General features: G+C 47.6%; 11 protein-coding genes. All 11 read left to right on the top strand.

The annotated features are described in order from the left end of the window. Positions 1–89: 89 nt before the first annotated feature. The 11 genes from bshC to murD all read left to right on the top strand — a co-directional run bounded on the left by bshC (position 90) and on the right by murD (position 15,045). Complete coding sequence (gene bshC / locus AC4PM4_RS12385) at positions 90–1,721, top strand: bacillithiol biosynthesis cysteine-adding enzyme BshC (protein WP_491613700.1); 1,632 nt, start codon at positions 90–92, stop codon at positions 1,719–1,721. Positions 1,722–1,766: 45 nt separating this feature from the next. Continuing rightward, positions 1,767–3,032, top strand: coding sequence for an adenosylhomocysteinase (locus tag AC4PM4_RS12380; RefSeq protein WP_063566994.1), 1,266 nt, complete (start codon positions 1,767–1,769; stop codon positions 3,030–3,032). 275 nt (positions 3,033–3,307) lie between these two features. After that, entirely contained in the window at positions 3,308–3,745 is a 438-nt protein-coding gene (gene mraZ, locus AC4PM4_RS12375) for a division/cell wall cluster transcriptional repressor MraZ (protein WP_017687291.1), read from the top strand. 18 nt (positions 3,746–3,763) lie between these two features. Further along, positions 3,764–4,714: a 16S rRNA (cytosine(1402)-N(4))-methyltransferase RsmH gene (rsmH, locus tag AC4PM4_RS12370; protein WP_063566992.1), complete on the top strand. Its 951-nt coding sequence runs from the start codon at positions 3,764–3,766 to the stop codon at positions 4,712–4,714. 27 nt (positions 4,715–4,741) lie between these two features. Further along, the gene (locus AC4PM4_RS12365) at positions 4,742–5,170 is read left to right on the top strand and encodes a hypothetical protein (RefSeq protein WP_063566991.1); all 429 of its coding nucleotides are present in this window, start codon (positions 4,742–4,744) and stop codon (positions 5,168–5,170) included. Positions 5,171–5,220: 50 nt separating this feature from the next. Continuing rightward, a complete protein-coding gene (locus tag AC4PM4_RS12360) occupies positions 5,221–7,551 on the top strand; it encodes a penicillin-binding transpeptidase domain-containing protein (RefSeq protein WP_090809942.1) in 2,331 nt (776 codons plus the stop codon). A 93-nt stretch (positions 7,552–7,644) separates the two neighbouring features. After that, on the top strand, positions 7,645–9,609 hold the full coding sequence (locus tag AC4PM4_RS12355) for a stage V sporulation protein D (protein ID WP_053781224.1): 1,965 nt from the start codon (positions 7,645–7,647) through the stop codon (positions 9,607–9,609). A gap of 130 nt (positions 9,610–9,739) precedes the next feature. After that, complete coding sequence (locus AC4PM4_RS12350) at positions 9,740–11,227, top strand: UDP-N-acetylmuramoyl-L-alanyl-D-glutamate--2,6-diaminopimelate ligase (RefSeq protein ID WP_491613699.1); 1,488 nt, start codon at positions 9,740–9,742, stop codon at positions 11,225–11,227. Then, positions 11,227–12,639 (top strand): UDP-N-acetylmuramoyl-tripeptide--D-alanyl-D-alanine ligase, encoded by a 1,413-nt coding sequence (locus AC4PM4_RS12345; protein ID WP_491613948.1) that lies wholly within the window; start codon positions 11,227–11,229, stop codon positions 12,637–12,639. The genes AC4PM4_RS12350 and AC4PM4_RS12345 overlap by 1 nt, the downstream gene beginning before the upstream one ends. A 12-nt stretch (positions 12,640–12,651) precedes the next feature. Continuing rightward, the gene (gene mraY, locus AC4PM4_RS12340; RefSeq protein ID WP_063566988.1) at positions 12,652–13,620 is read left to right on the top strand and encodes a phospho-N-acetylmuramoyl-pentapeptide-transferase; all 969 of its coding nucleotides are present in this window, start codon (positions 12,652–12,654) and stop codon (positions 13,618–13,620) included. 3 nt (positions 13,621–13,623) lie between these two features. Beyond that, entirely contained in the window at positions 13,624–15,045 is a 1,422-nt protein-coding gene (murD, locus tag AC4PM4_RS12335) for a UDP-N-acetylmuramoyl-L-alanine--D-glutamate ligase (RefSeq protein ID WP_072734483.1), read from the top strand. Positions 15,046–15,077 lie beyond the last annotated feature (32 nt).

Raw genomic sequence — 15,077 nt, 5'->3', positions numbered from 1 at the left:
ATTTTTTGATGCACTTTCTTTTGACGAAGAGGGCTCTCATTCGGTACAATCAAGAAAGGCTCTTTGAAGCAGAATAGGAGGCAGACCTCATGAAAGGTATTACCGAGGCACTCCGCAGCGGAACGCGACTTGCAGAAGACTATGTCTGTTCAAGGGATGCTGCGCGTGGCCTTTACCAATATGACATTCGCTGGGAATCGGGGCTTCATACGCGTGCCGAGTGGCTAGACCAATCGGAGAACACACGTATTCCTCGTCAACATCTGGCAGAGTATCTACGTATATATAATAAACGGGTGAACGATCATGGTGCAGTCCATGAATCCATCACACGTCTCGCGGAACAAGAAGCGTTGGTTGTTACGGGAGGACAGCAAAGCGGCCTGCTTACAGGTCCGTTGTTTGTAATTTATAAAGCAGCAAGTGTAGTTGCAGCTGCGCGGGAAGCGGAGAACAGGCTACAACGGCCGGTCGTTCCCGTTTTTTGGATTGCAGGCGAAGACCATGACTGGGATGAAGTGAACCACACATACTTGCCTGACGCCAACGGTGACATGACGAAGATCAAGTTACAAGGGCGGTTTGCAGGCAGGGATTCTGTGAGTTATGTCCATGTGGAAACAGAACAATGGATGACCGTGCTGAAGCAGGTGGAGCATCTGTTACCAGATACGGTGCACAAACCTGGTTTGATGAAGCTGGTTACGGAAATTCATCAGTCGAGTTCGAATCTGAGTGATGCGTTTGCTCGGTTAATCTCAGCATTGTTTGGCAGCAGTGGACTTATTCTGATGGATGCTGCAGATCCAGACTTGCGCAGGCTTGAGCAGCCTGTATTTGAGCGTTTGATTCGTGAAAATGGGACATTACGCCAAGCATATGCACAAGGTGCCTCCGCATTGGAACAAGCCGGATATGCCATGCCAGCTGAAGTCGCGGAAGATGGGGCCAATCTGTTTTACATACATGAAGGGGCACGGTTGCTTCTGATGTTGAAAGACGGCTTGTACAGCGACCGTAAAGGTCTGGTTTCATTTACAGAAGAGCGACTGCTTCAGGAACTGGCTGAACATCCCGAGCGGTTTAGCAACAATGTATTGACCCGGCCATTGATGCAAGATTCCATTTTACCTGTAGCGGCTGTTATCTTAGGTCAAGGTGAGATCGCGTACTGGGGATTGACACGTGAAGCGTTTGGCCGGTTTGGGCTGCAGATGCCTATCTTGCTTCCACGTCTGTCCTTTACCATTTTGGAAGATGTTCATCACAAGCATATGAAGCAGTACAGTCTTTCTTTCCAGGACGTTCAATATCATATGGAAGATAAGAAGGAACAATGGCTGGCACAGCAGGAGACCTTCCAGGTCGATGAACAATTCGAGCGCGTTCAGCAAGCATTTGCCGATCTATATCGTCCATTACTTGATCAGATCACAGAGATCCATCCTGGTCTGGACCGAATTGGAGATACCAATGTAGGTAAGATCAGCGAACAGATGCAATATCTGCAACAGCAGACCCACAAAGCCATCAAAGATAAACACAATGTGAGTCTAAGACACTGGAACGGGATGCAAAACTCACTCTTTCCCATGAACAAACCACAGGAACGAGTACATAACGTACTCTTTTACCTGAACCGTTATGGAACCGAGTGGATCGGACAACTGATTGAAAGTCAGAACGAATTCCGTGGACAACACCAAGTGATCACATTGTAGTGACCTTTTATAATAGAAGGAATAGATAATCGAGGAGGATGAGGAATGACTACCCCTGCATTGCAAAACAGTATCGTTAAGGATATGGGACTCGCTTCGGAAGGTCATCTGAAAATTGATTGGGTAGAAGCACATATGCCGGTGTTAAACCGCATTCGTCGCCAATTTGAACAGGATCTTCCGTTTAAAGGTTTGAAAGTAGCCATTTGCCTTCACCTTGAGGCCAAAACAGCTTACCTGGCGAAAGTCATTCAAGCTGGTGGTGCAGAAGTGACGATTACACACAGCAACCCATTGTCAACACAGGACGATGTTTGTGCTGCTCTGGTGGAAGACGGCGTTACTGTGTATGCCAAACATAATCCGGACCCTGTTGAGTTCAAAGAACTGCAACTTCGTGCACTTGAAGTGAAACCTGATCTGATCATTGATGACGGTGGAGACTTTGCCACTATCATTGCATCTGAACGTCCTGACCTAGCTGCCACCATTCGTGGTGGAGCAGAGGAAACGACAACGGGCATCATTCGTTTGAAAGCTTTGGCGAAAGAAGGACAATTGCGTTTCCCAATGGTTGCAGTCAATGACGCTTATTGCAAATACTTGTTTGATAACCGTTACGGTACAGGTCAGTCTGCATTCGATGGTATCATCCGTACAACTAATCTGGTCGTTGCAGGAAAGAACGTAGTTGTAGTGGGTTATGGATGGTGTGGTAAAGGTGTAGCGATGCGTGCCAAAGGGCTCGGAGCAAATGTCATCGTAACTGAAATTGATCCTATTAAAGCCGTAGAAGCACATATGGACGGATTCCGTGTCATGACGATGGTAGAAGCTGCAAAATTGGGTGATTTCTTCATCGCTGTTACCGGCAATAAAGATGTGATTACTGGAGAGCATTACGATGTGATGAAGGATGGAGCAATTCTTAGCAATGCGGGTCACTTTGACGTGGAAGTAAACAAACCTGAACTTGCTAAACGTTCCGATTCGATTCGTACCGTACGCCGAAACATTGAAGAATATCGCTTCAAAGATGGCCGTAAGATGTATTTGCTGGCTGAAGGACGCCTCGTAAACCTGGGTGCAGCCGATGGACACCCTGCTGAGATTATGGATACAACGTTTGCATTGCAAGCGCTGGGTCTGCGTTATGTGAGCGAGAACTATGCGGAACTGGGTAAAACCGTTGTTAATGTACCTTATGACATTGACCAACAGGTTGCCAGTTACAAACTAGAAAGCTTGAATATTGCCATCGACTCTTTGTCCGCCGAGCAGGAAAAATATCTGGACAGCTGGAAATTCTAAGAGGCATCCATTAATTACAAGCTGATTAAGTGCTTCAAAGGGTTTAAAATGGTTTATTAATGATATGGCTCATATGCGGGTGTACGTGCGATTGCCCGTAAACGGGAAACGTCTTTGATCCTGAGTGACAGGATCAAAGACGTTTTTTTGCGGTTGGAAATTAAAAAAAAGTAAAGCCCGTAAGAAGGGTTTTGATTTTTTTGTGCGAATCTATTATGCTTAGGTGGTGGAAAGTGGGGCAAAGTGGGAGAAACGGGTGAGGAGTGAGTGGGCCAATGTTTATGGGGGAGTTCCAACATAGCATTGATGACAAGGGTCGGGTTATTATTCCGGCTAAATTCCGCGAATCTCTGGGACCGTCTTTCGTTGTCACACGGGGTTTGGACCAGTGTCTTTTCGTGTACCCCATGGAGGAGTGGGGGGTCATGGAACAGAAGCTCAAAGCACTGCCGTTGATGAAATCCGATGCACGTGCGTTTACCCGGTTTTTTTTCTCGGGTGCCACCGAATGTGAATTGGACAAACAGGGCAGGGTAAATTTGCCGGGCAATCTTAGAGAGTATGCCAAGCTGGACAAGGATTGCGTTGTTCTTGGCGTGTCGAACCGGGTGGAGATTTGGAGCAAAGGCATATGGGAGAGTTATTTCAATCAATCCGAAGAAGCATTCAACGACATTGCCGAAAAGCTGGTCGATTTTAATTTTGATTTATAAAGTCAGGAGGGGTGCAGGTTGTTTCACCACATAACCGTACTCAAAGAAGAGGCAACAGAGGGATTAAACATCAAGCAGGACGGTATATACGTGGACTGCACTTTAGGCGGTGGCGGACATAGCTCCGTGATTGCATCCAAGCTCGGTCCAGGGGGACGTCTGATCGCACTGGATCAGGATGATTGGGCTTTGGATAACGCGCGTGAAAAATTGGCTCCATATGGAGAGCGGATTACATTGGTGAAAACCAATTTCCGTGATCTCGAACAGGTACTGAAAGAACTGGATGTACCGATGAAAGATGGCGTGCCACAGGTAGATGGCATTTTGTACGATTTGGGGGTATCATCGCCGCAATTCGACGAAGGAGAACGTGGATTTAGCTACAATCACGATGCTCCGTTGGATATGCGTATGGATCAGGACGCATCCCTTACCGCCAAAGAGATTGTTAACGAATGGCCGGAAGAGGAGATTGCCCGCATTTTGTATCGCTATGGTGAAGAGAAATTCTCTAGACGAATTGCGCGTGTCATTATTGAAAAGAGGAAGCAATCCACAATTGAGACTACTGGCGAACTGGTGGAATTGATCAAAGAAGGGATTCCGGCGGCGGCTCGTCGTACCGGAGGACATCCTGCAAAACGCAGCTTCCAGGCATTGCGAATTGCGGTTAATGATGAGCTGGGCGCGTTCGAAGAAGCGTTACATCAGGCCGTTCGGTGCTTGGCACCGGGCGGACGTGTATCTGTTATTACTTTTCACTCACTTGAGGACCGAATTTGCAAACAGATTTTTAGCAGTTATCTGGAGAAATGTACATGCCCTCCCGATTTTCCGTTGTGTGTTTGCGGCGGTAAGGGTACCATGCGTTTAGTGAACAGAAAGCCGCTGATTCCAACGGAAACGGAACTGGCCGAAAACTCCCGTGCTCGTTCAGCGAAGCTGCGCGTAGCCGAGAAACTGTAAATCAAGAGCGGAGGAGAGAGTCGGAGTATGGCATATACACGTGGTAATCTGGCAGTGAAAGAAAAAGCGTCCCAAGAACGTGTGGCCCAGCAGCGGTACAAGGAAACTACCAAAGTGGTGACCCGTCGTACCGGTCTTCCGGCACGCGAGAAATTTTTGTATCTGATTACTCTGGTTGCAGTCATTGTTGTGGGTGGTGTAATGATGTCGCGTTACGCTCACATCTATGATCTGAATAAGCAGGCACAGACGACGTTGTCTGATGTGAGAGACGCAGAGAAAACGATTGCAGATCTGCAAGTGGAGAAAGAAAAACTGAACAATCTGGTCATCGAGAATGCTCGCAAACTTGGTTATGTTGAGGCTTCCGGTAAGGATGTCATTTTTGTACCTCGCTCAACAAGTGCAACGAACTCGACAGGTACTGAATCGTCCTCGGATACAGCAAATAAGTAGAACATTTTGTATCAATCCATACAAAGTGCTGAAGCAAAAGAGGTGTACCGATGGTAAAAAGAATAAAGATGCGCACGCTGCTTATAGGGGGATGTATTACCCTCTTTTTTCTTGTATTAATAACCCGCATATTCTTTATTCAGGTTGTTAATGGCGGTATTTGGCAGGAGCGAGCAGCTGGTTTGGTCGAACGTGAACAAACCATCAAGGCCAGTCGCGGGACAATCACAGACCGCAATGGTAACATCCTGGCCACAGATGCACCTGCTTACACGGTATCTGTAAACCCGGAGATGATTAATAAACTTGGGATTGAAGATGTGGTTATTAACAAATTATCTAGTTTATTGGGTAAAAGCGAGAGTGAAATGCGCGCACTTGTAACAGCCAAAAAGAAAGATGGGACATTCTTTCAACAACGTGAAGTGCGCAGTGAAGGGTATAAAATTAGCCCTGAACTCGCTGCTAAAGTAGACGAATTTCGCGAAAAACTTCAGGATGACTACAAGGCTAAAAACGCGATTGTCATGACACAGGAGTCGAAGCGATTTTATCCGGAAGAAACGCTCGCCTCTCATTTGCTGGGTTATATGAGCCGTGATGGCAAGGCTGTTAACGGACTTGAGGTCTCGTATGATGAACAGCTTACAGGTACAGATGGTTATCTGAACTATCAGAAGGATGCCAAAGGGTACAAGCTGCCTGATTCCCAGGACAACTACCTTCCACCGCAGAATGGAAGTAACTTGAAACTGACGATTGATGATACAATTCAGTACTACATCGAAGATGCAATGAAAGAAGCGGTAGCCCAGTACAATCCACTGAGCATGACTGTCATTGCAGCAGATCCTAACACGATGGAAATCTTAGGAATGGCCAATTGGCCGACCTTTAATCCTAATACGTATGCGGAAACGCCGGATCAGAAGAATTTTATCAATCATGCGATACAATCCATCTATGAACCAGGGTCTACTTTTAAAATTGTTACTCTGGCGGGTGCGGTTGAAGAGAAGCTGTTTGATCCGAATGCTACGTTTGAATCCAAGCGAGTCTATATCGGTGGCTACCCAATCAGTGATAACGGTCACGCCTATGGCCGGATTTCCTACTTGGAAGGTGTCAAACGTTCAAGTAACATTGCGTTCGTTAATCTGGGCTATAACATGCTTGGCGGTGAACGTTTGCGTCATTACATAGACCAATTCGGTTTTGGTAAAAAGACGGGCATTGATCTGCCGAGTGAATCGGCTTCACCAATCAAGCCGCTGGTTTATAAATCGGAAATTGCCACAGCAGCATATGGTCATGGTCTTGTACAGGTAACGCCAATCCAGCAGGTAGCAGCCATTTCGGCCATTGCCAACGGTGGCAAACTTATGGAACCGCATCTGGTAAAGGAAATTATTAACCCGAATGACGGTACATCAGAAGTAATCAAGCCGAAGGTCGTTCGTCAGGTCATTTCCAAGGAATCTTCCAAACTGGTGAGTGGGTATCTGGAACAGGTTGTAGCCGACCAAACGATTGGTACAGGGCGCAATGCTTATATCGAAGGATACCGTGTGGCTGGTAAAACGGGTACGGCAAGAAAAGTTGTGAATGGGACATACAGTAAATCCAAAGACGTCGTTTCGTTTATCGGATTTGCACCTGTAAATAATCCCAAAATCGCGATGTTAATTGTGATTGACCAGCCTGACGGTGCCAATATTGGCGGCGGTACTGCAGCTGCTCCGGTATTCAAGAAGATTGTGAGCCAGACCCTTCAATACATGGGAGTTCCCAAAGATACAGTAAAGACCACTGACAAAAAGTCAAAAACAACGCCGGTCGTTCAAGCTAAAGCTCCTGATCTGTCAGGTAAGACAGCCAAACAGGCTAGAAGCCAACTTTTGAACGCAGGAATTGCCTATGAGACGCTTGGTCAGGGTGAAAATGTCATTCGCCAGTATCCTGTGGCGGGTGCAGCCATGAATCCTGGCCAACGAATCTACCTTTTGACCGAAGAGAGCAGCAAAATGAAGATCCCTGATCTGACTGGCGAATCTCTACGAGATGCACTTGAAGTGCTCTCCCTCATGAAAGTGGGCGTAACCGTTAAAGGTGAAGGATATGTGGTGAAGCAAACGGAGCAGGTGGCAGGCGAACAGAGAACGGTTGAGCTTGTGCTGCAGACGGCCAAAGCGGCAGTTACCGGTATAGCAGATGAAGCTCCTGAGTCTTCTGATCCAGCATTAGGGGACGAGACTAACAATCAGGGAGCAGCTGATGGAACGGGGAACACCGAAGAAACGGGCAAAACGGATACTACAAATCCACCTTCAAATGAGACAAAATCGTCTGGTAACACTTCGGACGGGGCTTCGCTTCCATAGAGATCACAGACAGCTTGTTCTAACCCCCGGTTGTCCTGAATATTCATGAATTGAACACAATCATGATTTTGGGACGAGTGGGGGGATCTTTTCGTGAAGGGGTCAAGCGTAAATCTGCGGCGTAGGTTGTTATGGAGTTTAGTGATTTTAGTTCTGTTATTCTCAGCCTTGGTAATCAGGCTTGCTTATGTACAGTTAGGGAAAGGACCGGAACTCTCTGCGAAAGCGGAAGAGTCTTGGCGGCGGAATATTCCTTATTCAGCCAAACGGGGAGAGATCCTGGATCGAAATGGAACCTCTCTCGCCTACAATATAACCACACCAACCATTATGGCGATTCCTGCCCAGGTCAAGGAAGCGGAGACAACAGCAAGAGCACTGGCTCCTTTGCTGGGGATGACCGAAGAGAAAGTGCTGGCAACCATCAAGAAAAGAGAACTAATTGTACGACTACAACCCGGTGGCCGCAAAATTACGATGGAGAAAGCTCAGCACATCCGTGATTTGAAGCTTCCGGGTATCGTTGTTGCTGAGGATAATAAACGCTTTTATCCATATGATGATCTGGCGGCTCATATTCTTGGTTTTACGGGTATTGATAATCAGGGCTTAACGGGTGTAGAGAAAAAGTATGATGATAAGCTGAACGGTTTGAATGGCAGTGTGTCCTACTTGTCCGATGCGGCCGGAAGGCTTATGCCGGGCTCATCTGAGAAGTATGTGGAACCAAAGGATGGTCTGAACCTGAAGCTGACTATTGATAAATCGATTCAGTCCATCATGGAACGCGAGCTGGATCAGGCTATGGTCAAGTTCCAGGCCAACTCGGCGCTTGCTATTGCCATGAACCCTAAGACGGGTGAAATCCTTGGCATGGCCAGTAGACCCGGATACGAACCAGCCGATTATCAGCAATATCCGGCCGATGTATACAACCGGAATTTACCGATCTGGATGACGTACGAACCGGGTTCAACGTTTAAAATTATTACGCTCGCAGCAGCACTTGAAGAGAAAAAAGTAAATCTGACGCAGGATCAGTTCTATGATCCCGGATTTGTTGAAGTTGGAGGCGCTCGCCTGCGTTGCTGGAAAAAGGGTGGCCATGGAAGTCAGACCTTCCTCCAAGTCGTGGAGAACTCCTGCAACCCTGGATTTGTTGCACTGGGTCAGAGGCTGGGCAAAGAATCATTATTCTCCTATATTAAAGACTTCGGTTTTGGCACCAAAACAGGCATCGATCTGAGTGGTGAGGCCAGCGGGATTCTGTTCAAACTGTCACGGGTCGGTCCTGTGGAGCTTGCGACCACTGCTTTTGGTCAAGGGGTATCCGTTACGCCGATTCAGCAAGTAGCGGCTGTGTCAGCAGCTATTAATGGTGGTAAACTATACAAGCCATATGTTACAAAGGCTTGGGTTCATCCCGAAACGGGTGAAGTGATGGAAGAGGCCAAGCCGGAACTGGTTCGTCAAGTCATCTCGGAAGATACGTCCAAGCAAGTACGTGAAGCACTTGAGAGTGTCGTCGCCAAGGGTACGGGACGTCCGGCGTTTATTGATGGATACCGGGTTGGCGGAAAAACGGGTACGGCCCAGAAGGTAATCAATGGACGTTACTCCTCTACCGAGCATATTGTATCCTTTATCGGTTTTGCTCCAGCGGATGATCCGCAGATTGTTGTGTATACTGCGGTGGATAACCCGAAAGGGATTCAGTTCGGCGGCGTGGTTGCCGCACCGATCGTACAGAACATTCTGGAGGATGCGCTGCATTATATGAATGTTCCGGTTCGAAAGGATCAGGTAGCCAAAGAATACAAGTATGGAGAAACCAAAATCGTGACGGTTCCCGATCTGACAGGAGCTACGGTCGAAGATCTGTATGAGGATCTGAATATGAACTTTATGCTGGCCAAATCCGGCAGTGGGAAATATGTCATTAACCAGGCTCCAAAGCCAGGAGCACGGGTTGATCAGGGTTCTACTATACGCATCTATATGGGTGATGTTCTGAATGATATTCATGATCATACCAAGGAGGAAGGACAAGAGCCCTGATGGGGCTCTTGATCCCCACCGCAACAAAATGCACTGAGTTGCGTTTCATTAATTGGCTGTGTTTACGATATTAATGATTACAGAGAACTGTTGAAATTGAAGTAAACTTGGAAAAAGTGAGGTTATTCATGTGCTTTTAAAACAACTTTCATCAATGCTAACAACCGCCCGTGTCATTGGCGAACCAAATACAGAATGTCAAAACCTACAGACAGATTCTCGCCAGGTACAACCGGGAGATCTGTTTATCTGTCTTCCAGGACATACGGTTGACGGACATAACTATGCTGAGAAGGCTGTAAACGCTGGAGCTGTCGCTCTGGTTGTGGAACGAGAGCTGGATCTGCCTGTTCCGCAGTTGCTGGTAAAAGACAGCCGTTTCGCCATGGCTGTACTGGCAGATTCCTTTTTTGACTCGCCAAGCCGCAAGATGAATATGATTGGTGTAACGGGAACCAACGGAAAAACAACGACTACCTATTTAATTGAAAAAATCATGAGTGACTTTGGTCAAAAAACAGGATTAATCGGGACCATTCAAATGCGCTATGACGGGCGCACATACCCGATGTCAGGTACTACACCGGAAGCACTTGATCTACAGCGCAGTCTGAATGATATGGTTCAAGCAGGCACGGACTGTTGTGTTATGGAAGTTTCATCCCACGCTTTGGAGCAAGGTCGGGTGAAGGGGACGGAATTCCGCACGGCTGTATTTACCAATTTGACGCAGGATCATCTGGATTACCATCATTCCATGGAAGAATATCGTGGAGCGAAAGGACTGTTCTTTGCACGGTTGGGTAACGGATATACCGAGGATGCTTCCAAGCGCAAATTTGCAGTAATCAACGCAGATGATCCCGCTGCAGCTTACTTTATATCTGTAACGGCAGCTGAAGTCATTACATACGGCATGGAGGAAAATGCGGATGTACACGCATCCCAGATTTCAATTACCTCGCAAGGGACTTCTTTCCATGTAGACACATTCAGAGGCAGCACTGATATTCGTTTACGGATGGTAGGCAAATTCAATGTGTACAACGCAATGGCTGCCATCGCTGCTGCTCTGGTTGAAGACATTCCGCTGGAGGAGATCAAACGTAGTTTGGAGACGGTACCTGGCGTAGATGGACGTGTTGAGGCTGTTGACGAAGGACAGCCGTTTGCAGTCATTGTTGACTATGCTCATACCCCAGATGGCCTGGAGAACGTATTGCGGACGGTGAAGGAATTTGCTGAAGGCCGTGTGATCTGCGTATTTGGATGTGGTGGTGACCGAGATCGTACGAAGCGGCCTCTAATGGGTAAAATTGCAGCGAAGTATAGCGATATCGTATTTGTTACTTCCGATAATCCGCGGACAGAAGATCCCGATCTGATTCTCAAGGATATTGAACAGGGCTTGATTGAAGATGCCATTCAACCTGACCGTTATACGATGATTGTGGATCGGCGCCAGGCGATTCATGAAGCTATTGAAATGGCAAGCTCTGCCGATGTAGTATTGATTGCGGGCAAGGGGCATGAGACCTATCAAATCATCGGCACAACCAAGACGGACTTTGACGATCGGATCATAGCGAAAGAAGCGATAAGGGGCAAATCCAATTGATAAAAAGAACATTGGCACAATTGGCCGAGATGTGTGGAGGAACACTAACTGACATTGCTGCTTATGGTGATGTTGGTGTTGAAGGTGTATTTACAGATTCGCGTAAGCCCGTTCAAGGCAGTCTCTTTATCCCGCTTGTTGGCGAAAGGTTTGACGGACATGAATTTGTGCAAACCTGTGTAGAGAAGGGCGCTGCCGGAGCTTTATGGCAAAAGGATCATGGAGCTTCACCTCAAGGTGCTGTGATTATTGTGGAGGATACCCTGGTTGCATTGCAGGAGCTTGCGTCCTCCTATTTAAAAGAAAACAAGGCCTCCGTTGTAGGCATTACAGGCAGCAATGGTAAAACAACAACAAAGGACATTGTGGATGCCATTCTGTCTACCACGTTCAAAGTGCATAAGACCCAAGGCAATTTCAATAATCATATTGGTTTGCCGCTTACCGTACTTAGCATGGAACCAGACACTGAGATCGTAATTCTGGAGATGGGCATGAGCGGCCGAGGAGAGATTGAAGAATTATCTTTAATTGCCCAGCCGGATGTCGCAATCATCACGAATATTGGTGAATCCCATCTACTTCAACTGGGATCTCGATTGGAGATTGCTCGGGCAAAAGTTGAAATTGCTGCTGGCATGAAACCAGGTGGATTGCTGATATACAACGGCGACGAACCGTTGATTGAGCAGGTTCTGGCGGAGCCAGCGACTAAGCTGCCTGAAGGACTTCAACGGTATACATTTGGCTTGCAGACGGATAACGATGATTATCCTACTGGAATTATGAATGCACAGAGTGGGGTTGCGTTTACAACCAAGCAGTCTGGAGAGGATGCTCTTACACTGCCATTATTGGGGACACATAATGTGGTCAACTGTCTTGCTGCATTAGCGGTTGCCCGTCATTTTGGAGTGGCTGCTGAACAGATTGTAGCAGGACTGTCACGTTTGAAATTAACCGGCATGCGCATCGAGATTATTAACGGGGTCAGTGGTTTGACCATGCTCAATGATGCTTACAACGCTAGTCCAACCTCCATGAAAGCCGCTGTGGATGTGCTGGAGGGCCTTAAGGGGTATCGGATCAAAGTTGCCGTGCTCGGTGATATGCTAGAACTGGGGCCTCAGGAGCATGAGCTCCATCGGGGAATCGGTGAATATATTACACCCGACAAAATGAATATGGTGCTGGCTTATGGCCCTTTATCTGCGAGTATCGCAGAAGGAGCAAGACAAAACATGCCAGCAGAAGCCGTACACACTTTTGAGAGCAAGGAAGAATTGACCCGATATCTACTGGAGAATCTCCAATCCAGAGATGTTGTCTTGTTTAAGGCCTCCCGAGGCATGAAGCTTGAGGATGTGGTCGAAGCGCTAAAAATAGCTCCATTACAGAATAGAGTAGACTAGAGGGGTGAACCCATGGATTTTCAGGTATTACTGTTAACAATCGGTGTTTCATTTATTTTGGCGGTGATTGCTGCACCGCTCTTGATTCCATTGCTGCGTCGAATGAAGTTCGGACAGCAGGTTCGGGAAGATGGGCCACAGAGCCATCTGAAAAAAAGCGGAACACCTACAATGGGCGGAGTAGTTATTTTACTCGCGTTCACATTGGCCTTTTTGAAATTTTCAGCGGTCAAAAATACGGACTTTTACGTCCTGCTGGTGGCTACACTCGGCTTCGGTCTGATTGGTTTCCTGGATGACTACATCAAGATTGTATTCAAACGTTCACTGGGGCTGACGGCTAGACAAAAGATGATTGGTCAGTTGTTTTTCAGTGCAGTGATGTGCTATTTGCTTATCCAGAATGGACACAGCACAGCCATATCGATTCCAGGTACATCAGTCTCCTTTGACTGGACGGGATGGTTCTACTATCCGTTTGTGGTATTCATGATGCTTGCCATCACGAATGCAGTTAACTTTACCGATGGTCTGGACGGCTTGCTGTCCGGCGTGAGCGCCATCGCATTTGGGGCATTTGCCATTGTGGCGATGCAGGCAACATCCATGCCAGCAGCGGTATGTGCGGCGGCGATGATTGGTGCGGTACTTGGATTCCTGGTATATAACGCACACCCGGCCAAAGTGTTTATGGGAGATACAGGCTCACTCGGAATTGGTGGTGCGATTGGTGCCGTCGCCATTGTGACGAAGACAGAACTTCTTTTTGTCATCATTGGCGGTATTTTCGTCATCGAAATCCTGTCCGTTATCATTCAAGTAGTATCTTTCAAAACTCGTGGCAAACGTGTATTCAAAATGAGCCCGATTCATCATCACTTTGAACTGAGTGGCTGGTCGGAATGGCGAGTTGTCATTACTTTTTGGGCGGTAGGTGCCATTTTGGCCGCTCTCGGACTTTATCTCAACAAGGGGTTGTAAACAATGAATCATCCTGAATCATATCGTGGACAACAAGTGGTCGTGCTTGGACTGGCCAAAAGCGGCGTGCAGGTCGCCAAAGTACTGGATCGTGCCGGCGCAATCGTTACAGTTAATGATAAAAAAGAGAGAGAACAGTGTCCCGAAGCATCCGAATTGGAGGCTTTGGGAATTTCTGTTGTATGCGGGGGACATCCGGACGATCTGATTCATAGTGATGTGAAGCTTGTAGTCAAAAATCCGGGCATTCCTTATCAGGCACCTCCTGTGCAACAGGCACTTGCCTTAGGCATAGAAGTGGTGACTGAGGTGGAGGTAGCTTACCATCTATGCGCTGCGCCTATGATCGGGATCACGGGCTCTAACGGGAAAACAACCACAACAACGTGGGTAGGGAACATGTTGGAGCTTGCCGGTTTGAAACCAATCGTTGCCGGTAATATTGGAACGCCATTGTGTGAGGCGGCAGAGCAGGCTTCTGCGGATAACTGGATGGTGGTGGAGCTTAGCAGTTTCCAACTGAAAGGCACATCCGATTTCCGTCCACGCATTGCAAGTTTGCTAAACGTGGCGGAGACTCATTTGGATTACCATGGGGACATGGATGATTATGTGGCTTCTAAAGCCAAATTGTTCTCCAACCAGCAACCGGAGGATGTAGCTATCCTGAACTGGGATGACCCGGTATGTCGCGGACTGGTTCCTTATATTAAAGCAAGACTGCTCCCATTCTCGCTGACAGAGAAGCTTGAAGCAGGGGTATATGCCGATCCTCCATACGTGGATGGGGAAGAGGATGATGTGAAGCGCCAGGTAATCTATGCAGACGGTGAGGGCAACCATCATGTCATTATTGATGTGGAAGACATCGGAATACCAGGACGATTTAATGTGGGAAATGCCTTGGCAGCAGTAGCTATTGCTGTATCCGCTGGAGCCGATCCATCTGTGCTTGCTGCGCCTCTGGCTGACTTCAAGGGGGTTGAACACCGTCTTGAATATGTACTTGAACATAATGGAGCGGGCTATTACAACAATTCCAAAGCGACCAACTCCAAAGCAACCGTAATGGCGCTGAACTCCTTCAAGGAACCGGTCGTGCTCATTGCCGGAGGACTGGATCGTGGTTCAGACATGATGGAATTGCTGCCATTATTCCAGGAGCGCGTGAAAGCTGTGGTTGCTCTTGGAGAGACACGAGAGAAAATTGCCAAGGTCGCGGAACTGGCGGGATTAAAGCAAATTAAGGTCGTCGATAATGAGGAGGACGCTGCTCGGACGTTAACCGCTGCCGTGCAGGAAGCTTCACAGTTTGCAGCTCCAGGTGATGTGGTCTTGTTATCACCGGCGTGTGCAAGCTGGGACATGTTTCCTTCCTATGAAGAGCGGGGACGCATTTTTAAAGAGGCGGCGCATAACTTGTAAGTAGGGGGGTGGAAAAGCCCCTACTTCCATGC

The sequence above is a fragment of the Paenibacillus sp. MDV22-iso6 genome (assembly GCF_058408365.1).
Note: the sequence above shows the minus strand (reverse complement) of the source record. Positions and strands in the feature narration are given on the sequence as shown.

Excerpts from the sequence above, each read along its gene's own strand:
- bshC (WP_491613700.1), top strand. The coding sequence starts at position 90 with ATGAAAGGTATTACCGAGGCACTCCGCAGCGGAACGCGACTTGCAGAA.
- AC4PM4_RS12380 (WP_063566994.1), top strand. The coding sequence starts at position 1,767 with ATGACTACCCCTGCATTGCAAAACAGTATCGTTAAGGATATGGGACTC.
- mraZ (WP_017687291.1), top strand. The coding sequence starts at position 3,308 with ATGTTTATGGGGGAGTTCCAACATAGCATTGATGACAAGGGTCGGGTT.
- AC4PM4_RS12365 (WP_063566991.1), top strand. The coding sequence starts at position 4,742 with ATGGCATATACACGTGGTAATCTGGCAGTGAAAGAAAAAGCGTCCCAA.
- AC4PM4_RS12360 (WP_090809942.1), top strand. The coding sequence starts at position 5,221 with ATGGTAAAAAGAATAAAGATGCGCACGCTGCTTATAGGGGGATGTATT.
- mraY (WP_063566988.1), top strand. The coding sequence starts at position 12,652 with ATGGATTTTCAGGTATTACTGTTAACAATCGGTGTTTCATTTATTTTG.
- murD (WP_072734483.1), top strand. The coding sequence starts at position 13,624 with ATGAATCATCCTGAATCATATCGTGGACAACAAGTGGTCGTGCTTGGA.